Origin of the sequence: Flavobacterium sp. LM4, assembly GCF_002017935.1 — a bacterium.
Taxonomy (GTDB): domain Bacteria; phylum Bacteroidota; class Bacteroidia; order Flavobacteriales; family Flavobacteriaceae; genus Flavobacterium; species Flavobacterium chungangense.
Genome location: NZ_MUFW01000001.1, coordinates 2,370,567 through 2,391,578, shown reverse-complemented (window position 1 = coordinate 2,391,578; position 21,012 = coordinate 2,370,567). Strand labels below are relative to the sequence as shown.

Genomic DNA, 21,012 nt, shown 5'->3' with positions numbered 1-21,012 from the left:
AAAATGAATAAAATAATTCTTCTTCTAACCGTTTTTATACTAAGTTTTGTTAATGCTCAGGACAAAAAAGAAATCACTTTTAAGGAATCTCCAATTGTATTAAAAATAAATACAGATCAACTTTTTGGAACATTAACGACTCCTGACCTAACAAAAAAATATCCCGTAGCATTACTAATTTCAGGTTCAGGACCAACAGACAGAAATGGGAATAATCCGATGATGAAAAACAATTCATTAAAAATGCTTGCCGAAAGTCTTGCAAAAAACGGAATTGCATCATTACGCTATGATAAAAGAGGAATCGGAGAAAGCAAAGCTTCGGCAATTTCAGAACAGACACTGGTATTTGAAAATTATACCGAAGATGCTAAAAGCTGGATTAATTTACTAAAACAAGACAAACGTTTTTCTGAGGTAATTGTCATTGGACATAGTGAAGGTTCATTAATAGGAATGATAGCCGGAGCAAAAGCAAACAAATTCATTTCGATTGCAGGTCCCGGAGAATCTGCTGATATATTAATAAAAACACAAATCGGATCCAAATCAAACAAACAACTCAACGATTTGACTTTTCCAATTATTGATTCGCTGAAAAGCGGTAATATAGTAAAAAAAGTTGACCCGATGCTGAATTCTCTCTTCAGAGCCAGCATTCAGCCTTATTTAATTTCATGGTTTAAATACAATCCACAAACAGAAATTAAAAAATTAAATGTCCCTATTTTGATTGTTCAGGGAAATAAGGATTTACAAGTAACCGTCAAAGATGCCGAACTTTTATCTCAGGCCAGCAAAAATGCCGAACTTTTGATTGTCGAGAACATGAACCATGTTCTGAAAAATATCGAAGGCGATACTCAGGCAAACATGGAAAGCTATAACAATGAAAGCTTACCTGTTTCAGAAGTCATGACCAATAAGATTATTTCTTTTATCAAAAAGTAATCAAAATCATAAAACCATAAAATATCCGTTTGAATCTATATTCAGACGGATATTTTTTTATCCCTAAAAATCAACTATGTTTCAGAATATGTTTGAGAAAAGTTTATCTTTAAACTCAATCAAAAAAACTATTTTTGCACTAAGAGCCTGTTTAAAATTTATTTATTGGCTTTTTTATGATGATTTTAGGCTACAACTTCGTTAAATTTTCATACAATAACGCTGCTATTCTATAAAAAATTGCCTTATTTAGCTCAAAAATCATTCAAAAATAAATTTTAAACAGACTCTAAGTCAATTATATAATTAAACCTCAAATTCTATTTATATGCTTAAGAAAATTCTAAAAATCACCGGAATTGTACTCGTAGTTTTTATTGCGGCTTTATTTGCGATTCCTTACTTTTTTAAAGATCAGATTAAAGCTAAAATTGCTGAAGCCATCAACGAAAGTGTAGATGCAAAAGTAAGTTTTGCGGATGCTGATTTAAGTTTATTTAAAAGTTTCCCAAATGCAAATGTTTCTATTGAGAAATTAGTTATCATCAACAAAGCTCCATTTGAAGGAGACACTTTAGTTTCCTTAGGTGAATTAGATTTAAAGATGAGTATCAAGGAACTTTTTAAAGGAAAAGAAGAACCTATGAGCATTGAGGGAATCAGTTCTCAAAATGGTCTGATCAATATTATTTTCAATAAAGACGGAGTTGGAAACTTTGACATTGCTTTAAAAGATAAAAAAGAAACCCAGAAAGATGATAAAAAAAGTGATCCCCTTTCTCTAAAAATTCAGAATTATAAAATTGAAAATTTTACTTTCAGATATATCGATCAGGGTTCAAAAATAAAAATGGTAATTGATAGTTTAAATCACGAAGGGACCGGTGATTTCACCAATTCGAATCTTGACCTGACTACAAAATCCACTGCTAAAGTTTCTTTGGACATGGATAAAATGAATTATCTTAAAGATGTAAAACTGACTTTAGATGCTGTTTTAGGAATTGATTTAGCTAAAAGCAAGTATACTTTTAAAGAGAATAAAGCCCTGATCAATCAATTGCCTTTAGAATTTGACGGATTTATTCAGATGGTAGAAGCTGGACAGATTTATGATTTGAAATTCAAAACTCCTACCTCATCTTTTACTAATTTCTTAGGATTAATTCCTTCAGCCTATGCATCAAGTTTAGATGGCGTAAAAACAACCGGAGATTTTACTATTGTTGGTTTTGCAAAAGGAGAATTGACAGAAACAACGGTTCCTAAATTCAATATTGCAATCGCATCAAACAATGCTTCTTTTCAATATCCAAACTTACCAAAATCGGTTCAGAGTATTGTAATTGATACTAAAATCATCAATGAAACCGGTATTTTGAATGATACCTACGTTAATCTGGACAAACTTTCTTTCAAAATCGATCAGGATGTTTTTAGTGCCAAAGCAAATATTAAAAATATAACGGTAAATCCTATTGTTGATGCAGCTTTAAAAGGAACTATCAATTTGGCGAATCTTTCAAAAGCCTATCCTGTTAAATTAGATAAGCCACTGGCAGGAATCTTAAAAGCTGATGTTACGACTAATTTTGATATGGCATCTGTAGAGAACAGCCAGTATCAAAACATTAAAAATGCAGGAACGATAAGTTTGTCAGGATTCAAATATACTGATGAGAACAATAAATCAATGAACATCAGCACGGCTCTGGTTGAGTTTAATCCGAGCAGAATTAACCTAAAGCAGTTTAATGCTACCACCGGAAAAAGTGACATTGCCATTAACGGAATTTTAGAAAATTTCTACGGTTTTATGTTCAAAAAACAAGAGCTGAAAGGAAACTTTAATATGAGTTCAAACCAGTTGGCTGTTGACGATTTTATGACTTCAGGGGAGCCTGCAAAAACTACAACTACAAATGGAGAAGCCAAAGCCGAAACAAAAACGGCTGGAAAGCCTGCAGATGCAATGAAGATTCCAGCATTTTTAAATTGTACTTTAAACGCAAAAGCAAATACCGTTTTGTATGATAATTTAAAATTGACAGCCGTTTCAGGAAAGCTAATCATCAAGGATGAAAAAGCCTCTTTAGAAAACTTTAAAACATCGATTTTTGGGGGATCTATCGGATTGACAGGTACGGTTTCTACAAAAGCAAAAGTTCCTACTTTTAATATGAATTTAGGTTTCAACCAGGTTGATATTGCTCAGACTTTTACGCAATTGGATATGATGAAAAAAATTGCACCTATCGCAGGAATAATCAACGGAAAATTAAATTCGACTATTAAATTAAACGGAAATCTGGATGCCAAAGAATTAACTCCTGATTTAAAATCACTTTCCGGGGATTTACTGGGGCAATTGCTTTCGACTACGGTGAATGCAAAAAATTCGACTTTGTTGAACAGTTTGAGTTCTAATGTTAAATTTATTGACGTAAATAAACTAAACTTAAATGATTTAAAAATGGCATTGACTTTTGATGACGGGAAAGTAAATATCAAACCATTTGACATAAAATACCAGGACATTAAAATTAACGTTGGCGGAGCTCATGGGTTTGATCAGACGATGAGTTACAATATAAAAATGGATGTACCGGCAAAGTATTTAGGCACTGAAGCAAATGCTTTTCTCTCTAAGTTATCTCCTGCAGATGCTGCTAAATTAGAAAACATTCCAATTTCAGGTATGATAACCGGAAACTTCTCAAAACCTAAGGTTGCCATAGATACCAAAACGGCCATAAATAATCTTACCTCTCAGGTAGTTAAGCAACAAAAAGAAAAGCTAACCAAACAAGGCGCTACAGCCCTTACGGATTTACTGAACAAAAACAGCAAATCAAAAGATACAACAAAGACGGCTACTGATAAGGCGAAAACTAATGAAGAAGTTAAAACTAAAGCAAGTGACTTACTGAATGGCTTGTTTAAGAAGAAAAAATAACACAAAAAGAAAGGTCAATCTGTTTAGATTGACCTTTCTTTTTAAATCGCTTTATAATAGATGGCTGATTTTCCGTTATTTAAAATTGTATCAAAAACTCTAAAATAATCTTGTTTCGGAAAATTATTTATATCAACTCCAATACTATTATTATCGTATGGTTCATATTTCTTTAATTTTGAAACAGAAAACAGCCCCACTGTTGGCGTTAGAACCGCACTGGACAAATGCATGATTCCACTGTCGGCACCTATAAACAAATCGGCGTTAGCTATAACAGCGCCAATTTCCCGAATATGCTTACTATAAAATGTAGGTGCTTTAAAACCAATTTGAGAAACATTTTCTATTGGTAAAATCTCTATAATATTATAATTTTTATATTCAGCTTTTAAATTGGCATAAAAATCTTCCCACCAGGATTCCGATAAACATTTTGCACCTGTTGCATAAGTAAAAATACAAATTGTTTTGTTCATGTTTTCTACCAAATTTTCCAATGTTTTCTTACCAGCTGCAATTTCATGAGAATTCAGTTTAAGATCTAAAGGTGCAATAGTACTATCTTTTTTCTCAAATCCTAATTTGGTCAAATAATCCCGAAAGTGATAAATTGGATATTTGGCAATATGAGCATAATCGCCAGAATATAAATTGGCAGAAAAAGGTAAATCGCCAAAAAACTTAAATTTAGAATTAGAAAACTTGGTTGCCAATCGACCAGAAGAAGAGCCGTGATCTACATTTATGGCAATGTCGTATTTGTACTTTTTTAAGGAAATCCAAACACTAAAATATTTTAATAAATTGCTAAAAGGCTTTTTAGGCAATTCTATTATTCTGGATATCTGACCATAATTTTGAAAAATGACAGGTGATAAAGAACCTTTTACAAACAAATCGATTTTACAATTTGGAAACGTCTCTTCTAATTCCTGAACAAAAGGAGTAATCAACAATAGATTCCCTAATCTGGCATTTGGTCTGCAAATCAACACTCTTTTGACATCGTTTCTATTAACCAAAGTAATCCCTTGTTCAGTGTTTGATCTTCCAATATTCTTAGTCAGATTATGCATAAGGCTACGTCTGACAACATTTACTTTACTTAAAATTCCCATTTTATAACTAATTAAGCTGATTTGTAATTTAAAAATGAATTCTTCTTGTAATCTGTTACAAAACTAATTCGTATATATTTTTAAAATTAAAATCTCTCAATAAGTAATTATTATAAAATTGTAATGAAATGTTTCATTTTTCACATGTTAATATTTTAAATATCAATAAATTAAAACACAAAAGCTTTGAGAAATCCCAAAGCTTTTGTGTTTTAATTTATATTTTAAATCATCTGTTAAACTGAAATAGTAACTAAATATCCTTCAGATCCCCTGACATTAAAAACAGTACCGTTTTCAAAAATTAAATATTGCCCTTTAATTCCAACAAGCTTTCCTTGAAACGATGGAGTTTTGTCCAAATTTAAGCTTGCTACTTTTACAGGATAATCTAAAACAGGGTAATGTAAATCGTATACATCATTCTTTTGACTGTAAAAATATTCCTGAGCTTCTGCCGGAATTAAACTTTCTATTTTTACTTTTTCGGCAATCAAATCGAAAGTTTGAGTTGGGTTTTGAAGCATTTTTCTCCAATTAGTTTTATCTGTGTAGAAACTTTTTAAAGCGACTTCAGTAATACCAGCCAGATACCTGTTAGGAACCTCAACTATTGAAATTGCCTGACTTGCCCCCTGATCTATCCATCTGGTTGGCACCTGAGTTTTACGTGTTACACCCACTTTTATTTCACTAGCTACAGCAAAATAAACAACATGAGGCTGCAATTGTACTTTTTGTTCATACTCCAGGTCACGATCAGCGATTCCTAAATGTGCCGTACTCAGTTCAGGTCTCATAATCCAGTCTCCAACGGCAGGACTAGAGTAAAAACAATCATAGCAAAATCCCTGACGAAATATTTTTTTCTTTTTGCTGCAATTCAAACATTGATACCCTTCAAAACTGATTTCTATTTCGCTATTCAATAATTGGTTCATATGTAGAAAACTATCTTCAAAAACCAGATAATATTGAACTGGATTTCCAAATTCAGTTTGCATTTTTGTAAGTACACCTTGATATTGCATTTGAGATTGTAGTGTTTAAATTGTAGTGTTTGGATTTTTGTTTCCTTTTTTAAATTAAATTCAAGAAAGGGAATCTTTGTTGCAAATAAACTGTTTTTTATAAAAAAACACTATTTTTGATACAACGACAAAGTTAGTATTTGTATATCGATATTCAAATTTTAAATCTCCGGCTTTTGCGAGAGGCATTAATCCGAAATCTAAAATTATGAATTTAAAATCTAAATTTCTTCATGGCTCTATCCATAATAAATTCTTTTGCTTCCTGGGTGCTTAAACAAAGGATACACCAAATAGAACTCTTTTTAAAATACCCAAACGAAGTTCAGGAAGAACTGCTGCATAATTTATTGACGGCTTCAGAAAACACAATTATTGGGAAGCAATATGATTTTGCATCAATCAACTCTTATAAAACTTTTGCAGAAAGAGTTCCGGTTTCAGGTTATGAAGAATTACAGCCCCTAATCGAACGTACACGTCAGGGAGAGCAGGGTGTTTTTTGGGAAACTCCTATAAAATGGTTTGCCAAATCCAGCGGAACAACCAATGCCAAAAGTAAATTTATCCCCGTAAGCAATGAAGCTCTGGAAAACTGTCATTATAAAGGCAGTAAAGATTTGCTTTGTATGTATTTGAATAATAACGAAGATTCAGAATTGTTTGTCGGAAAAAGTCTTCGCTTGGGCGGAAGTTCCCAGATTTACGAAAACAACAATACCTACTTTGGTGATTTATCCGCGATTTTAATTGAAAACATGCCTATTTGGGCCGAATTCAGCAGTACGCCAAGCAATAAAATCTCCTTGATGACCGAATGGGAAAGCAAAATTGCAGCGATTATCAACGAAACCAAAAATGAAAACGTAACCAGTTTTGCCGGTGTTCCTTCGTGGATGTTAGTTTTAATGAACAGGGTTTTAGAACATACAGGAAAATCAAATTTATTAGAACTCTGGCCAAACCTTGAGGTTTATTTTCACGGAGGTGTAAGTTTCTCTCCCTATAAAGAACAATACAAAAATATATTGCCGAGCAAAGATTTTAAATACTACGAAATCTACAATGCCTCTGAAGGGTTTTTCGCAATTCAGGACTTGAATAATTCCAGCGATTTATTATTGATGCTCGATTACGGAATTTTCTACGAATTTATCCCGATGGATACTTTTGATACACCAAACCAAAAAGTAATTCGTTTAGCCGATGTTGAGCTGAATAAAAATTACGCAATTGTTATTACGACCAATTCAGGATTGTGGCGTTATTTAATTGGTGACACGATTCGTTTTACTTCACTAAACCCATACAGAATCAAGGTTACGGGAAGAACCAAACATCATATTAATGTTTTTGGTGAAGAATTAATGGTTGAAAATACCGATCAGGCGATTGCCAAAGCCTGCGAAATCACCCAAACCGAAGTTATTGATTATACCGTTGCTCCAATTTTTATGCAGGACAAAGAAAAAGGAGCCCACGAATGGATGATTGAGTTCAAGAAAAAACCGGCAGATGTTGGACTTTTCCAAAAGGTTTTAGATGAAACTTTACAGACCTTAAACTCTGATTACGAAGCCAAACGCTACAACAATATGACGTTAAATCCTTTGGTAATTAATGTCGCCAGGGAAAATTTATTTTACGATTGGCTGAAGGAACGTGATAAATTGGGCGGACAGCATAAGATTCCGAGGCTTTCGAATCAGAGGGATTATCTGGAGCAGTTGAAGGGAATGTAAACTCTTGAATTGACAAAATGAATCCTAACACAAACAAAATGAACAAAATTTATTTTCAGATATTATTTTTCTTAGCATTAACAGGTTCCCCATCAATCAACGGCCAAAATTATGCAGTTCGGTTAGATAGTTTAGACATGTTTGATTCTCAAAGAAACAGGAAAATTCCAATTGCATTTTTCCTGCCAAAAACAGATACGAAAATCAATAATCAACAAATTGTCATTTTCAGTCATGGCTATTATCAAAATAAGGCACATTCAAATCTTAAATATTCTTACCTAACCCATTTTCTTGCTTCAAAAGGGTATTTCGTAGTTAGTATTCAACACGAATTACCCACAGACAGCTTAATTCCTTCTTCCGGAATTCCTCAAGTTGTAAGACGCCCATTTTGGGAAAGTGGTGCTAAAAATATTTTGTTTGTAATAAATGAATTAAAAAAAACAAATCCTGAATTAGATTTCAAACACATAACGCTGATTGGCCATTCTAACGGTGGTGATATGACTGCTTTATTTTCACAGGAACATCCAAATATTGTTAGTAAGATAATTACTCTGGATAATAGAAGAATGGCATTACCAAGAACGAATAAACCGAAAATTTATTCCTTGCGCTCCAGTGATCAACCAGCAGATGAGGGTGTTTTGCCAACAATAGAAGAACAAAAAAAGTTTGCCATAAAAATTATAAAACTTTCAAATACAATTCACAATAACATGGACAATCGCGCAAATGAAGAACAGCGAGAAGAAATAAATAACTATGTGTTAGCTTTCTTAAAAGATTAAACGAATAGTCCAGTGCGCTTTTTTACAGGAAATGCCCATAAAAAAACCTTAGCTCAAATTTATGACTAAGGTTTGTTTTTATTTTGATTGTCGAGTTACTTACGGAGATTCCTCATTCTTCGGAATGACAGAAATGGCGTGAGAAAATTCAGGATGAATTACATCATATCAATATATCGGTCGTGATATCCTAGTAAATATAAAACACCATCAAGACCTAAACTCGAAATCGAATTTGAGGCGCTTTCTTTTACTTTTGGTTTGGCATGGAAAGCAATTCCAAGACCTGCTAAATTAATCATTGGTAAATCGTTTGCTCCGTCCCCAACTGCTATGGTCTGGTTGATGTGGATTCCTTCTTTTTCGGCAATGGCAGTCAGGTATTCTGCTTTCTTGATACCATCTACGATATCGCCTATATATTTACCGGTTAGTTTACCATCTTTAATTTCTAACTGATTGGCGTGAACATAATCGATTCCCAGCTCTTTTTGCAGGTATTCTCCAAAATAGGTAAATCCTCCTGATAGAATCGCAGTTTTATAACCATAGTATTTTAAAGCTTTCATTAAACGGTGTGCTCCTTTTGTGATGGGCAGGTTTTCAGCTACTTTTTGTAAAACGTCTTCGCTCAAACCTTCCAGCAAAGCCATACGTTTTTTGAAACTTTCATTGAAATCAATTTCGCCGTTCATAGCAGATTCGGTAATCGCTCTTACCTGCTCTCCTACTCCGTTTAGTTCAGCCAGCTCATCGATTACTTCGGTCTGGATTAATGTAGAATCCATGTCGAAGCAAACCAAACGTCTGTTTCGTCTGTAAATATTATCTTCCTGAAACGAAATATCAACGTCCAGTGTTCTGGAAATTGCCATAAAATTAGCCGTCATTTCGATCTTGTTTACAATATGGCCGGTAACGGATAACTGGATGCAGGAACGTGGATACTCTTCTTTTTCAACAACAGAAGTTCTTCCCGTCAATCTAATGATAGAATTGATGTTCAGGTTTTGATCTGTCATTATTTTAGTCACAGCTGCCAATTGTACGGCGGTTAATTTTTCTCCTAAAATATTAATGATATAACGCTGATTGGATTGTGATTTTACCCAGGTTTCGTAATCTTCGACAGAAATAGGAATAAATTTAACCTTTACTTCCAATTCATAGGCTTTGAACAGCAAATCTTTTAAAACAGGTCCGGAAGTTGAACCAGCTTCAATTTCGAACAAAATCCCTAGAGATAATGTATCGTGAATATCAGCCTGACCTATGTCTAAAATCACGGCATCATAAGCTGCTAATACTGTGGTTAAACCAGCTGTAACTCCCGGTTTGTCGTGTCCTGAAACTTTTAATAAAATAATTTCTTTATCTTCTGTCGCCATTTTATCTTTATTGATTTTAAGAAGCGACAAAAATCGGCAATCTATTGTTTATAAAAAAGGATATTGTTTGTTTTTTTGAATACAAAAAGCACATTCCGAATGTGCTTTCTATATTAATTTAACAATTATGTTTCGATACTGAAATTACATAACTTTTTTAATTTCCGGGTTGCGGTTCTTCAAGACTAATCATCCAGTTTACTCCAAACTTATCTTTGAGCATCCCAAAATAAGAACTCCAAAAGGTTTTTTCCAATGGCATATCTACCCTTCCGCCAGCCAAAAGTCCGCTAAAAATTTTGTCTGCTTCTTCTGTGGTTTCTGTGCCGATTGATATTGAAAAATTATCTCCAAAACCTACATCTCCATATTTGGGATGACTGTCACTTCCCATCAAGATCGTATCTCCAATTGGAAGCGAAATATGCATAATCCGGTTTGAATCTTCCTCAGAAAGTGGTTCTGCACCTTCTTCTGCAGGTGCATCTTTATATTTTCCAACATATTGAAATTCTCCTCCAAAAACGGATTTGTAAAACAGAAATGCTTCTTCGCAATTTCCATTAAACATTAAATAAGTTGTTACTGATTTTACCATGATTTGATATTTTTATCGTTATTTATTTCTATTACTTATTGCAATTTGATATTGACATTGCAATTGATATTTACTTTTCTGCAAGTTCTTTTACCGTTTCCAGGCCTTTTGGAAATGCATCTTTAAAATAATCAATATGCTTTTCGATTACATCAACCTGAGAAACCAGATCTGTAAATTCGTCATCGGGAATTAATCGATAGGTTTCCATGTAACCACTCCATTTTTCTGTTTCCTCATTAAGAGGCAATTCCTTAAAATCTTTTATCTCTCCAATATGTTTGAAAGCCATATATTCATTCGGAATTTTCTTTTCTATAATACTATTCATTCCTTCTCCCCCGGGAGACATGAAATGTATTTTATCACCCTCATTCCAATCGCTTACTGCATAGGAACCTTCACAAAAAGCACTTGTCCATTCTTTATACGTTTCATCCTCCCATAAAACAGACCAGATTTTTTCCGGCGAAGCTTTGATTCTGATTTTAAATTCTAATATTTCCATAATTATGATAATTTACTAAAATCCATAAATAAGACATTCCAACGATGGCCATCTAAATCTGAAAAACCGCAACCGTACATCCAGCCCTGACTTTCTGCCGGAGCCCCAAAAACAGTTCCTCCTGCATCCTGTACTTTTTGAGCCAGTTCATCAACTTCTTCACGGCTCTCAGCATCAATCGAAATCAAAATCTCAGAACCGGCATTAGTATCTGTAATACTGTTTTGCGAAAAGCTTTCAAAAATTGATTCTTCAAAAAGCATCACTACAAAATGCCCCTCACCCACCACCATACAGGTCGAAGTTGGGGTTTCATGCTGTTCATTAAAAGAAAAACCTATTTTCCAGAAAAACTCTTTTGCTTTTGCTACATTTTTCACTGGCAGATTCAACCATATTTGTTTTGTCATTTTTTTTGAATTTTGTTGGTTAGATATTTATTTATTTTTTACCATATAAGTGATATAAGTTCATTTAACTTTGGGCTTTAGTTTTACAATTGCCATCCTGAGCGGAGTCGAAGGCTTATGAAAACGAGGGCTTCGACTCCGCTCAGCCTGACATTGAGTTTTTAAATGTTTTTTTAAACATATAATTTAAGCTAATCTTTGAACCTTTTCCAGCTCTAGCTTTGAATGTAATTAGCTTCTGCGTAATTTTTAAAATTATCCAGAATGGCCTGCCATCCTCCGCGCTGCATTTCTTCGGGATTTTCTGTTTCTGGATCAAAACTCTCTATTATTTCTACGCCGTTTGGTGTTTCATTGAAACTAATTTCAACCTTTCTTCCATCGGCCATAATGTATTCAATGGATTCATTTTGTTTTACCAAAGTATATTCTCCTCCAAAGTCAAAACTCATACTGCCGTCTTTTGCCGCCATAGTCGATTTGAATTTGCCACCTTCTCTCAAATCATTTTCTGCATAAGGTGTATGCCAGTCCGGAGATGCGAAACTCCATTTTGTAATATGTTCCGGTGAAGTCCAAAACTCCCAAATCTTTTGTATTGAAGAATTTATTGTTGCTTTTACTGTAATCATTGTAGTTCTCTGTTTTAAAATTTTACTTATTTTTCGTTGGTTTTATCCATTCGTTTATAATTTTCTCCAACTCGTCTTTTCCTTTTTTAATCTCCTGACTATTTTTAAAAGTTATGACTGCCCTGTCGTTTTCTTTCCATACTAACATTTTACTTTTATTGGCAATCAATCTGTCTTTTGGCTGCTCCTGTTTTTTTGCTCCTCTGTGAAAAATCAGTTGCACTTTTGTTGTCATGGGCTGAATTCTCATTGTAATTCTGTCTTCATTTTCAAAGCAATAGTTTGGTGCATTCCATTTAATATTTTCAGTCAGATTTTTATTTGATACTAAAATGTGATCTCTCAATTCCTCAATTTCTTTTCTGAACGGATGATTTAGTTCGTTCAGAAATTCAGTTACTTCGCTGCTCTTATTTGATTGTTTTGTCATTTAATTAGCTTCAGTATACTTTTTAAAATTATCAATAACCCTTTGGCAAAATTGTTTTTGCTCACTTGCAGGATGGGTCTTTTCAGGTTCAAATATTTCTGTAATTTTCACTATATCATCCTGAATTTCAAACTGAACACTTCCTGTTCTGTTATCAACAAGCTGATATTCAATAACTAAAAATTTGTCGACTTTAGTATAAATTCCTTCATAATCAAAAAAAATACTTCCATCTTTTGTTGCCATCGTATATTTGAATTTCTCTCCAGCCTTCACATCATTTTCAACAAATGGTGTATGCCAGTCATCAGTAGGATTATTCCATTTCTGAATATGTTTTGGAATCGTCCAGAATTCCCAAACTTTCTCGATTGCTGCATTAACACTGGTTTGTACCGTTATCATATGAATATCCAAATTAAATGATTAGCCTTCTTGCGGAATCTGGCTTTCATCCATAAAGAAAATCTCCCAGTGATGTCCGTCTAAATCAAAAAAATCCCTTTGATACATCCAGCCATAATCTTTAGCTTCATTGTGTAGTTTACCGCCAGCTTTAACAACAGCCGTAATAATTTCATCAACTTTTTCTCTACTTTCAACAGAAATAGCAGCAATCATTTCTGTGCTTGCCATTGTATTACAAATTTCTTTTTGAGTAAATGTTTTAAAAAATTCTTCTAACAAAAGCATTGCAAATATATTTTCACCAATTATCAGGCAGGTTCCTTTTTGATTTGTAAATTTTGGGTCAAACGAAAAACCCAATTGTGTAAAAAATGATATCGACTTATTTAAATCTTTTACAGGAAGATTTAAGAAAATTTTTGTTTCCATATTTATAAAATTACAAATTATCTGACACAAATTTAAAATTTCAAAACCAGTTTTAAACGACAATAAAAGTCAACTTTAGGGTCATTTAAGACAAAATCCATATCTTAGTACTACTGTAAAAGCTAAAATTATGAGTAAGAAATTAGGGCTAATTTTGGGGTATGACTACAAATTACTGAGTGTAGCAGCCATTCTGGAAGTTTTTGAAACTGCCAATAAACTGAACACAGAAGCTGAAAAACCTTTTGAAATCATGGTTTTCCAGTCGGCTGAACAAATCAATGAAAAAAAATTATTTGGGTATGAAGTCAACTCTATCGAAACATTTAATAAAAGTTTAGACCTGATTTTAATTCCTGCTTTTACTACCGAAAATATGGGTGAGATGATTGCCAAAAACTGTAATTTCATTCCGTGGTTACAAAAGCATCACCAATCGGGAACTGAACTGGCCAGTTTTTGCACCGGTGCATTTTTGTTTGCCGCTTCAGGTTTACTGAATGAAAAAATCGCCACCACACATGTCGATGCCTGCAGCGCGTTTACAAAGGCTTTTCCTTTAGTAAAATTAAAACCCGAAGAAACACTTACTGCAGATGGCAGTTTGTACACCAGCGGCGGATCGACCTCAACTTTTCATTTATTGATTTTGTTGGTTCAGAAATATTGCGGAAACGAAATCGCCGTACAGATTGCTAAAATATTTTCAATCGACTTAAACCGATACAAACAAAGCTATTTCAGCACTTTCAGGCCCAATCATTTACATAATGACAGTTTAGTGGCACGATTGCAGCAGAAGATTGAAAACGAATACAGTACAATTGAAACCTTAGAAGAAATCACCAAAGATATTCCTACCAGCACCCGAAACATGACACGGCGATTCAAACAAGTCACCGGCATCCCGCCTATTGAATATCTTCAAAATATACGGGTCGAAAGTTCAAAAAAATATCTCGAACAAACGCAGCTTTCGATTTCTGAGATTATCGAAAAAACCGGTTATAATGACCCTAAAGCTTTTAGAAAAGTATTTTATAAAATGGTAGGCATGAAACCCATTGAATACAGAGAAAAATTTAGGGTACGATAATTTTTCAGGAGCAGATATTTGTCTTTACAATAACCTTATGTCCTGCTCTGCGCTATATCTCTGCCTGCGAACCCCGCAGCCAGAAGATATCGCTTCGATCAGGGCTAAAAAGAAAATTTAGTTTTCAAAACTTAAACCTCTTAATTGATTAGGATTTCATAATCCACATCAAAACTTTTTTATGCTGTTTTAGTATTTCATCAATTTCCTTCATACTTTCATTAGAAACAGCCGGACAGCCCCAGCCTTCAGGAGTCCCCTCTGGATAAACTTCATTCTCAGGAATAGCTTCCCAGGAATGCAGGACTATAGCACGTTTTGCTGCATTCGAGTTTGATTTATCTTTTCCCTTTAAAATATAATTGACTTTAATACCCCACTGACTTACTCCGCGATCTAAAATCACATATTTGCCCAGCGACGAACAATGCGAATCGAATTCATTGCTAATTGGTGCATCGAGTTTTGAATTCGTTCTGCCCCATTCATTGGCACCACAGCCATGACTTACCATATAGGATTTTGATATTTTTTTATCTTTAAAATCATATATAAAAAATCTTTTCAAACCTGAATGCACGCCTAAATCAATCAGAATAAATTTGTCCAGATTCAGGTTATTCAACTTACAATATTGCTTTGCTTCTTTGTAATAATTGTCATAATTAATTTCAAATCTTGGCTTTTCTTTTGAAACTATTTCGCTTGTCAGTTCATTTTCAGAAACAGTCATTACTTTATTTTCTTTATTACAAGAAAATCCGAAGACACAAAACAGTACGAAGATTAAATAATTTTTAATTATAGTTTTCATCCTGACAAATAACTTGGTTATTAAAAAAAGCATTAAACATTTTAAATTCCCCCAAATATGAATCTTGAAAACTAATATCATCTATAATGTTATTCATTATTCCTTCAGGGAATTTGGTATATGACAGCTTTTCTTCTATGATTTTTTCAATATCTAAAGCTAAATCTTTGATTTTTCTACAATCTTGATTTTCTTTTTCCAATTCTTCAAGCCTTGATTTTGAAATAAAGATTTGACTAGTATGAATTGTAGTTTTAACTACATAATAAGGAATTAAAATACTCATATACAAAGTGATTGAACAAAGTTCACCATCTTCAACAACAGTCAAAAGAAATGTATAACACCGATCCTGCAAATCCAGTCTGGAAAAATCCTGAAAGTCTTTCAAAACCAAATCTTTACCAAATTCTTCTTTAATAGTATTTCGTGTTTTTTGACTTTCATCAGAATCAAAAAAATCTATTATTGATTGTAGTCTTTTATATTCTGAAGTTTCTAAGTACAATTCTTGCTGATTCCATGGACATATATTTTTAGGATAATATAAATATGCCAAACTTTTTAAAACTTCAGTTATCATATCTTAATAGTAAAAGATTATAAAAACCAAATATATTCTTTTGTAACAAAGAAAGAAAAGCATTGCTTAAGTATTTCGATATAAAAAAACCTGCTCAAATAAACGAACAGGTTTTAGAAAAATAGTATTTTAAATTATGAAGCAATTTCCATACGCTTCAATAAATTTTTACTCAGCGTATGCTCTGCATAATCTTTATCTATTGATAAAACTTTATCGTCAGAACTTGGCAATTCATACATAGCATCAGTTAAAATTGCTTCACATAACGAACGCAATCCTCGTGCGCCTAATTTATATTCTAATGCTTTGTCTACAATAAAATCTAAAGCTTCATCTGTAATACTAAATTCCACTTCATCCATTAAAAACAACTTCTGATATTGTTTTACCAATGCGTTTTTAGGCTGCGTTAAAATGGCTCTTAATGTTTCTCTGTCTAAAGGATCCATGTGCGTTAAAACCGGTAAACGACCTATAATCTCCGGAATCAATCCAAAGTCTTTAATGTCTTTCGGAATAATGTATTGCAGTAAATTATCTTTGTCTATGTTGTCAGCATTTTTAGACGTCGAGTACCCAACAGCCTGACGATTGAGACGTTTAGAGATAATGCGTTCAACTCCATCAAAAGCTCCTCCTGCAATAAACAGGATATTTTGAGTATTCACCTCAACAAATTTCTGATCAGGATGCTTACGGCCACCTTTTGGCGGTACATTCACAACGGTCCCTTCTAATAATTTAAGTAAAGCCTGCTGCACACCTTCTCCCGAAACGTCTCGTGTTATAGACGGATTGTCGCTTTTTCGGGCGATTTTATCAATTTCGTCAATAAATACGATTCCTCTTTCGGCTTTGGTTACATCATAATCAGCAGCTTGCAGTAAACGAGTCAAAATACTTTCAACATCTTCTCCTACGTAACCTGCTTCTGTAAGCACAGTTGCATCAACGATTGCTAAAGGAACGTCCAGCATTTTTGCAATGGTTTTTGCTACTAATGTTTTTCCTGTTCCTGTCTGCCCCACCATTATGATGTTACTTTTTTCAATCTCTACTTCATCGTCTAATTGCTGCTGCATTAAACGTTTGTAGTGATTGTAAACCGCCACTGACATCACTTTTTTCGTCTGATCCTGACCGATAACGTATTGATCTAAGAAAGCTCTAATCTCTTTTGGTTTCTTTAAAATTAGATCCCCAACCAATTTTGAGCTCCCGCTTGATTTTAATTCTTCTAAAACAATTCCGTGTGCCTGTTCAATACATTTATCACAAATGTGTGCATTAATCCCCGCAATTAATAAATTAGTTTCTGGCTTTTTTCTTCCACAAAACGAACATTCTAATACTACTTTTGCCATTCTATATAAGTTACTAAGCTGCAAAGATACTAAGTTTCTGAGATTTTGTTATTTAAAGCTCAAAAACTTAGTATCTTATTACATCTTATAAATTTTGTTTCAAGTTTTTAAGTTTCAGATTAACTAAAGAAATCTGAAACCTGAAACTAATTTTTAGCTTCTTCTCAATACTTCATCAATCATACCATATTCTTTAGCTTCATCGGCTTTCATCCAGTAATCACGCTCACTGTCTTTATGTACTTTATCAAAAGTCTGACCGGAATGCTGTGAAATAATATGATATAATTCATCTTTCAATTTCAACATTTCGCGTAAGTTGATTTCCATATCTGTTGCAACACCTTGCGCTCCTCCTGAAGGCTGGTGAATCATAACTCTTGAATGTGGCAATGCAGAACGTTTTCCTGCAGCTCCTGCACATAATAAAACAGCACCCATTGACGCTGCCATACCTGTACAAATTGTAGCCACATCCGGTTTAATGTACTGCATGGTATCATAAATCCCTAAACCTGCGTAAACGCTTCCTCCCGGAGAGTTTAAATAAATCTGAATATCTTTTGAAGCATCAGCACTTTCTAAGAAAAGTAATTGTGCTTGAACGATATTAGCGATTTGATCGTCAATACCTGTTCCTAAAAAGATAATCCTGTCCATCATTAATCTGGAAAAAACATCTAATTGAGAAATATTCAACTGACGCTCTTCTATAATATATGGAGTCATATTAGTTGGGTTCATTGCCGCTATGATTTTGTCATAGTACATGGCGTTTACTCCCTGGTGCTTTGTAGCAAATTTTTTGAATTCTTTACCGTAGTTCATATTTTTAGTTTAAAAGTTTGAAAGTCTAAAGTCTGAAAATGACTTTAAACGAATCAAACAAAGTTCATACCTTTTTATAAATGATGTCAATTTGTCTTCTTTTTATATTTCATAAGTTTTGAAATTTATGAAATGAAAATTTAAACCATAAGCTTAAAACTTAAAAAAAGAGCGTCAAAAATCATCTTTTTGACGCTCAAATATAACTATTTTTTATCTTTCAATATCTGGAATAAAATCTTAAAGTTAGAAATAAACTAATAAATCTCTACTTCACAACTTTTGACTTTACAACTTTTACTTTCGACTAAATTTATTCTCCGTAAGACGCAGCAATAAATTCATCATAAGTAACTTCTTTTGTTGTTGGATTTGCTTTTTCTTTAAACAAATCTAACAATTTAGCTGCTACAACCTGCTCAGAAAGTCTTTTTACTTCTTCCTGGTTAGATAAAACTCTGGCTACAATTCCTTCTACTTCTTCAGTAGTTGGATTTGTCTGTCCAAACTGAGCCATTTGCTGTCTGATTGCGTTTGATGTAAAAGCTTTCAAATCTTCAAATGTAATTTGGATATTGCTTTGAGCCATTGCTTTTCCTTCAATCAATTGAAAACGTAAACCTTTTTCAGATCTTGTGTATTCAAGTTCAGCTTCTTCAGCAGAAAGTTTTTTCTCTCCAACAGTCTGCAACCATTTCTTTAGGAATTCAGCCGGCAAATCGAATTTTGTGTTTTCGATTAAGAAATCCTGAACGTCCAATAATAATTTTTGATCAGCCTGCTGTGCGAATTGAGCTTCTGCATCTTCTTTAATTTTAGCTTTCAAATCTTCAAGAGAAGCTACTTTTCCTTCACCAAAAAGTTTGTCAAATAACTCCTGGTTCAATTCTGCTGGCTCAGAAACATTAATTGCTTCGATTGTAAAAGTTACATCAACTGCTAAATCATGTACATTATCGTGACCTACTTTTAAGTAATCCATTAATTGGTGATCATCTTCAAATAAGCCTTTTGTATTTACAGTAACTACATCCCCAACTTCTTTACCGATAAACAAATCAGCTGTTTTTTTATCTTTGAAAACTGACAATGATAAAGTTGTTTTGTTTTCAATTCCGTTCTCTGCATTTGCGAAAGTTCCTGTAACATCAGAATCTGCAGTAATTTTTTCAACAGGGTTTGCTTTTCCAAATTGTTTTTGGATACGCTCAACTTGTCCGTCGATTAGTTTATCATCAGCAGTAACGATATATTTTACGATATTGTTTTTAGCTTCTAAATCAATTTCGAAATTTGGCACTAAACCAATTTCGTATTCAAAAGTTAACTCTTCAGCATCCCAGTCGAAGTTTTCATTTTCTTTAGCAATAGGAGTACCCAAAAGATTTAATCTTTCAGACTGAATAAAACGCTCTAAAGCCAAATCAACTACTTTTTTAATTTCTTCTTGTTTAATACCTTTTCCGTATTGTTTTTCAACAAGATCTTTAGGCACCTGTCCTTTTCTAAATCCTTTAACTTGTGCCAAAGGCAATTTTTCGTTTATTCTTTTTGCTACCTGACCTTTGTAATCCATATGAACAACGTTCAATACAATTGTCTCGTTTACAGCGTCTATTGCTACTCTTTTAATATCCATCTTCTTCTTTAATTTACATAATAAAATTGGGTTGCAAAATTATAAAATTTTTGCAACCCAACCAAGTTTTTAATGTATTGTATTTGAAGCGTTTTTAGAGTACTTCGCATTTTTATTTTTTATCGTCTCCTAATATTTTATAAGTTATAGATTGCAGTACAGACAAAATAACACTGAAAATTAATGCTGTCAAAAACGAATCGACTGCAAAACCTCCAACTATTTTGGTACACAACAAAATAATAACAGCATTGATAACGAGTAAAAACAAACCAAGAGTCACAACTGTCACAGGAAGAGTCAGGAGAACCAAAATTGGTTTTATAAACATATTCAGCAATCCTAAAACTACTGCAACAATTACGGCGGTAGCAAAACTAGCAACGTGAACCCCGGACAAAAGGTTTGATAACAATACAACCAAAGCTGCAGTAACGAAGAGTCTAAGTAATAATTTCATGGTTTTTTCTGGTTTAAAAATTCAATTAAAAGTTTTAAAATTATTAAATTAAGATTTCAAAAATGCACTAGTGAGCTCAAAAAACATTTTAGGGTTTTCAGCATGAAGCCAATGTCCTGCATTAGGAATCGTCTCTATTTTTAAATCCGGAAAATGTTCCAAAATATGATCAATATCCGTATCTAAAACATAACCTGAATTTCCGCCACGAATGAACAAAGCCGGCTTATCAAAAACCAAACCTTCCGCCAAAGGCTTTCCTATAGCATCCAGATTATTATTAAAAACCTGAAGATTAAACCTGAAAGCCAATTGACCAAGCTCTTTCCAATATAAATTTTTCAATAAAAACTGACGTGTTCCAAAATCAGGAACGTATTGTGCTACAATTTCTTCTACATCATTTCGGCTTGGCTTTACAGAAAAATCAACAGCATTTAATCCCGCTAAAATATCCTGATGATGTTGTTTGTAGAATTTTGGTCCAATATCGGCTACAATCAATTTATCAACCAAATCCGGATGCGTAGTCGCGAAAAGCATTGCTACTTTTCCGCCCATTGAATGCCCGAGAATATCAATATTTGACAATTGATTTGCCTGACAATATTCGAACACATCCTGAACCATGGCTTCATAACTCCATTCATCCGAATGAAAACTGCGTCCGTGATTCCTTAAATCTAAAATATGAACCTGAAATCCGGCTTCTACATATTGTCCGGCAAGTGTTTTCCAGTTATCTGACATCCCCAGAAAACCATGCATAATAACAAATGGTTTTCCTTCGCCTTCTATTTTTGAGTAAAGCATATTTATTTTTTTTA

The 21,012-nt window shown here is 33.5% G+C and carries 22 protein-coding genes; 5 read left to right on the top strand and 17 right to left on the bottom strand.

Annotated elements, in window-relative coordinates:
• Positions 1–3 precede the first annotated feature (3 nt).
• Positions 4–951 carry an alpha/beta hydrolase gene (locus tag BXU10_RS10680; RefSeq protein ID WP_078227316.1) on the top strand — a complete coding sequence of 316 codons (948 nt, stop codon included), beginning with the start codon at positions 4–6 and terminating at the stop codon, positions 949–951.
• Positions 952–1,279: 328 nt separating this feature from the next.
• Positions 1,280–3,907, top strand: a complete 2,628-nt coding sequence (locus BXU10_RS10675) for an AsmA-like C-terminal region-containing protein (RefSeq protein ID WP_078227315.1) — start codon at positions 1,280–1,282, stop codon at positions 3,905–3,907.
• A 41-nt stretch (positions 3,908–3,948) separates the two neighbouring features.
• On the opposite strand, the gene BXU10_RS10670 is transcribed toward BXU10_RS10675, so the two are convergent.
• Together BXU10_RS10670 and BXU10_RS10665 are read right to left on the bottom strand one after the other, a co-directional pair.
• On the bottom strand, positions 3,949–5,028 hold the full coding sequence (locus BXU10_RS10670) for a glycosyltransferase family 9 protein (RefSeq protein ID WP_078227314.1): 1,080 nt from the start codon (positions 5,026–5,028) through the stop codon (positions 3,949–3,951).
• A gap of 236 nt (positions 5,029–5,264) precedes the next feature.
• Entirely contained in the window at positions 5,265–6,059 is a 795-nt protein-coding gene (locus tag BXU10_RS10665) for a DUF2797 domain-containing protein (protein ID WP_078227313.1), read from the bottom strand.
• A 233-nt stretch (positions 6,060–6,292) separates the two neighbouring features.
• Here BXU10_RS10665 and BXU10_RS10660 point away from each other — a divergent pair, with 233 nt between their 5' ends.
• Positions 6,293–7,801, top strand: a complete 1,509-nt coding sequence (locus BXU10_RS10660; RefSeq protein ID WP_078227312.1) for a GH3 auxin-responsive promoter family protein — start codon at positions 6,293–6,295, stop codon at positions 7,799–7,801.
• A gap of 38 nt (positions 7,802–7,839) precedes the next feature.
• On the top strand, positions 7,840–8,595 hold the full coding sequence (locus BXU10_RS10655; RefSeq protein WP_078227969.1) for an alpha/beta hydrolase: 756 nt from the start codon (positions 7,840–7,842) through the stop codon (positions 8,593–8,595).
• A gap of 158 nt (positions 8,596–8,753) precedes the next feature.
• Here the strand turns inward: BXU10_RS10655 and serB are convergent, their stop codons facing one another.
• From serB to BXU10_RS10615, 8 genes are all read right to left on the bottom strand, one after another.
• Positions 8,754–9,983 carry a phosphoserine phosphatase SerB gene (serB, locus tag BXU10_RS10650; RefSeq protein WP_078227311.1) on the bottom strand — a complete coding sequence of 410 codons (1,230 nt, stop codon included), beginning with the start codon at positions 9,981–9,983 and terminating at the stop codon, positions 8,754–8,756.
• A gap of 157 nt (positions 9,984–10,140) precedes the next feature.
• A complete protein-coding gene (locus BXU10_RS10645; RefSeq protein ID WP_078227310.1) occupies positions 10,141–10,581 on the bottom strand; it encodes a VOC family protein in 441 nt (146 codons plus the stop codon).
• 70 nt (positions 10,582–10,651) lie between these two features.
• Positions 10,652–11,089, bottom strand: coding sequence for an ATPase (locus BXU10_RS10640; RefSeq protein ID WP_078227309.1), 438 nt, complete (start codon positions 11,087–11,089; stop codon positions 10,652–10,654).
• Positions 11,090–11,091: 2 nt separating this feature from the next.
• Positions 11,092–11,499: a VOC family protein gene (locus BXU10_RS10635; RefSeq protein WP_078227308.1), complete on the bottom strand. Its 408-nt coding sequence runs from the start codon at positions 11,497–11,499 to the stop codon at positions 11,092–11,094.
• A 215-nt stretch (positions 11,500–11,714) separates the two neighbouring features.
• Positions 11,715–12,131, bottom strand: coding sequence for an SRPBCC family protein (locus BXU10_RS10630; RefSeq protein ID WP_078227307.1), 417 nt, complete (start codon positions 12,129–12,131; stop codon positions 11,715–11,717).
• A 22-nt stretch (positions 12,132–12,153) separates the two neighbouring features.
• Positions 12,154–12,561 (bottom strand): DUF1801 domain-containing protein, encoded by a 408-nt coding sequence (locus BXU10_RS10625; protein ID WP_078227306.1) that lies wholly within the window; start codon positions 12,559–12,561, stop codon positions 12,154–12,156.
• Positions 12,562–12,966, bottom strand: coding sequence for an SRPBCC domain-containing protein (locus BXU10_RS10620; protein ID WP_078227305.1), 405 nt, complete (start codon positions 12,964–12,966; stop codon positions 12,562–12,564).
• A 21-nt stretch (positions 12,967–12,987) separates the two neighbouring features.
• A complete protein-coding gene (locus tag BXU10_RS10615) occupies positions 12,988–13,398 on the bottom strand; it encodes a VOC family protein (RefSeq protein WP_078227304.1) in 411 nt (136 codons plus the stop codon).
• 130 nt (positions 13,399–13,528) lie between these two features.
• On the opposite strand from BXU10_RS10615, the gene BXU10_RS10610 reads away from it, so the two are divergent.
• Positions 13,529–14,494 carry a GlxA family transcriptional regulator gene (locus tag BXU10_RS10610; protein ID WP_078227303.1) on the top strand — a complete coding sequence of 322 codons (966 nt, stop codon included), beginning with the start codon at positions 13,529–13,531 and terminating at the stop codon, positions 14,492–14,494.
• Between the two features lie 148 nt (positions 14,495–14,642).
• Here BXU10_RS10610 and BXU10_RS10605 read toward each other — a convergent pair whose 3' ends face one another.
• The 7 genes from BXU10_RS10605 to BXU10_RS10575 all read right to left on the bottom strand — a co-directional run bounded on the left by BXU10_RS10605 (position 14,643) and on the right by BXU10_RS10575 (position 20,998).
• Positions 14,643–15,308 carry a murein L,D-transpeptidase catalytic domain-containing protein gene (locus tag BXU10_RS10605; RefSeq protein ID WP_078227302.1) on the bottom strand — a complete coding sequence of 222 codons (666 nt, stop codon included), beginning with the start codon at positions 15,306–15,308 and terminating at the stop codon, positions 14,643–14,645.
• Complete coding sequence (locus tag BXU10_RS10600) at positions 15,292–15,891, bottom strand: hypothetical protein (protein WP_078227301.1); 600 nt, start codon at positions 15,889–15,891, stop codon at positions 15,292–15,294. Before BXU10_RS10600 ends, BXU10_RS10605 begins: the two co-directional genes overlap by 17 nt.
• Before the next feature lie 134 nt (positions 15,892–16,025).
• Positions 16,026–17,258, bottom strand: coding sequence for an ATP-dependent Clp protease ATP-binding subunit ClpX (clpX, locus tag BXU10_RS10595; RefSeq protein ID WP_078227300.1), 1,233 nt, complete (start codon positions 17,256–17,258; stop codon positions 16,026–16,028).
• 153 nt (positions 17,259–17,411) lie between these two features.
• Positions 17,412–18,086: an ATP-dependent Clp endopeptidase proteolytic subunit ClpP gene (gene clpP / locus BXU10_RS10590; RefSeq protein WP_078227299.1), complete on the bottom strand. Its 675-nt coding sequence runs from the start codon at positions 18,084–18,086 to the stop codon at positions 17,412–17,414.
• A 313-nt stretch (positions 18,087–18,399) separates the two neighbouring features.
• A complete protein-coding gene (locus tag BXU10_RS10585) occupies positions 18,400–19,725 on the bottom strand; it encodes a trigger factor (protein ID WP_078227298.1) in 1,326 nt (441 codons plus the stop codon).
• A 112-nt stretch (positions 19,726–19,837) separates the two neighbouring features.
• The gene (locus BXU10_RS10580) at positions 19,838–20,185 is read right to left on the bottom strand and encodes a phage holin family protein (RefSeq protein WP_031454474.1); all 348 of its coding nucleotides are present in this window, start codon (positions 20,183–20,185) and stop codon (positions 19,838–19,840) included.
• Between the two features lie 48 nt (positions 20,186–20,233).
• Positions 20,234–20,998: an alpha/beta fold hydrolase gene (locus BXU10_RS10575; protein WP_078227297.1), complete on the bottom strand. Its 765-nt coding sequence runs from the start codon at positions 20,996–20,998 to the stop codon at positions 20,234–20,236.
• Positions 20,999–21,012 lie beyond the last annotated feature (14 nt).

Bases quoted from the DNA above. Each gene is read 5' to 3' on its own strand.
- BXU10_RS10640 (WP_078227309.1), bottom strand. From the start codon at position 11,089: ATGGAAATATTAGAATTTAAAATCAGAATCAAAGCTTCGCCGGAAAAA.
- BXU10_RS10585 (WP_078227298.1), bottom strand. From the start codon at position 19,725: ATGGATATTAAAAGAGTAGCAATAGACGCTGTAAACGAGACAATTGTA.
- BXU10_RS10660 (WP_078227312.1), top strand. From the start codon at position 6,293: ATGGCTCTATCCATAATAAATTCTTTTGCTTCCTGGGTGCTTAAACAA.
- BXU10_RS10630 (WP_078227307.1), bottom strand. From the start codon at position 12,131: ATGATTACAGTAAAAGCAACAATAAATTCTTCAATACAAAAGATTTGG.
- BXU10_RS10605 (WP_078227302.1), bottom strand. From the start codon at position 15,308: ATGAAAACTATAATTAAAAATTATTTAATCTTCGTACTGTTTTGTGTC.
- BXU10_RS10575 (WP_078227297.1), bottom strand. From the start codon at position 20,998: ATGCTTTACTCAAAAATAGAAGGCGAAGGAAAACCATTTGTTATTATG.
- BXU10_RS10675 (WP_078227315.1), top strand. From the start codon at position 1,280: ATGCTTAAGAAAATTCTAAAAATCACCGGAATTGTACTCGTAGTTTTT.
- BXU10_RS10635 (WP_078227308.1), bottom strand. From the start codon at position 11,499: ATGACAAAACAAATATGGTTGAATCTGCCAGTGAAAAATGTAGCAAAA.
- BXU10_RS10625 (WP_078227306.1), bottom strand. From the start codon at position 12,561: ATGACAAAACAATCAAATAAGAGCAGCGAAGTAACTGAATTTCTGAAC.
- BXU10_RS10670 (WP_078227314.1), bottom strand. From the start codon at position 5,028: ATGGGAATTTTAAGTAAAGTAAATGTTGTCAGACGTAGCCTTATGCAT.
- serB (WP_078227311.1), bottom strand. From the start codon at position 9,983: ATGGCGACAGAAGATAAAGAAATTATTTTATTAAAAGTTTCAGGACAC.
- BXU10_RS10665 (WP_078227313.1), bottom strand. From the start codon at position 6,059: ATGCAATATCAAGGTGTACTTACAAAAATGCAAACTGAATTTGGAAAT.
- BXU10_RS10615 (WP_078227304.1), bottom strand. From the start codon at position 13,398: ATGGAAACAAAAATTTTCTTAAATCTTCCTGTAAAAGATTTAAATAAG.
- BXU10_RS10580 (WP_031454474.1), bottom strand. From the start codon at position 20,185: ATGAAATTATTACTTAGACTCTTCGTTACTGCAGCTTTGGTTGTATTG.
- BXU10_RS10600 (WP_078227301.1), bottom strand. From the start codon at position 15,891: ATGATAACTGAAGTTTTAAAAAGTTTGGCATATTTATATTATCCTAAA.
- clpX (WP_078227300.1), bottom strand. From the start codon at position 17,258: ATGGCAAAAGTAGTATTAGAATGTTCGTTTTGTGGAAGAAAAAAGCCA.
- clpP (WP_078227299.1), bottom strand. From the start codon at position 18,086: ATGAACTACGGTAAAGAATTCAAAAAATTTGCTACAAAGCACCAGGGA.
- BXU10_RS10645 (WP_078227310.1), bottom strand. From the start codon at position 10,581: ATGGTAAAATCAGTAACAACTTATTTAATGTTTAATGGAAATTGCGAA.
- BXU10_RS10655 (WP_078227969.1), top strand. From the start codon at position 7,840: ATGAACAAAATTTATTTTCAGATATTATTTTTCTTAGCATTAACAGGT.
- BXU10_RS10610 (WP_078227303.1), top strand. From the start codon at position 13,529: ATGAGTAAGAAATTAGGGCTAATTTTGGGGTATGACTACAAATTACTG.
- BXU10_RS10680 (WP_078227316.1), top strand. From the start codon at position 4: ATGAATAAAATAATTCTTCTTCTAACCGTTTTTATACTAAGTTTTGTT.
- BXU10_RS10620 (WP_078227305.1), bottom strand. From the start codon at position 12,966: ATGATAACGGTACAAACCAGTGTTAATGCAGCAATCGAGAAAGTTTGG.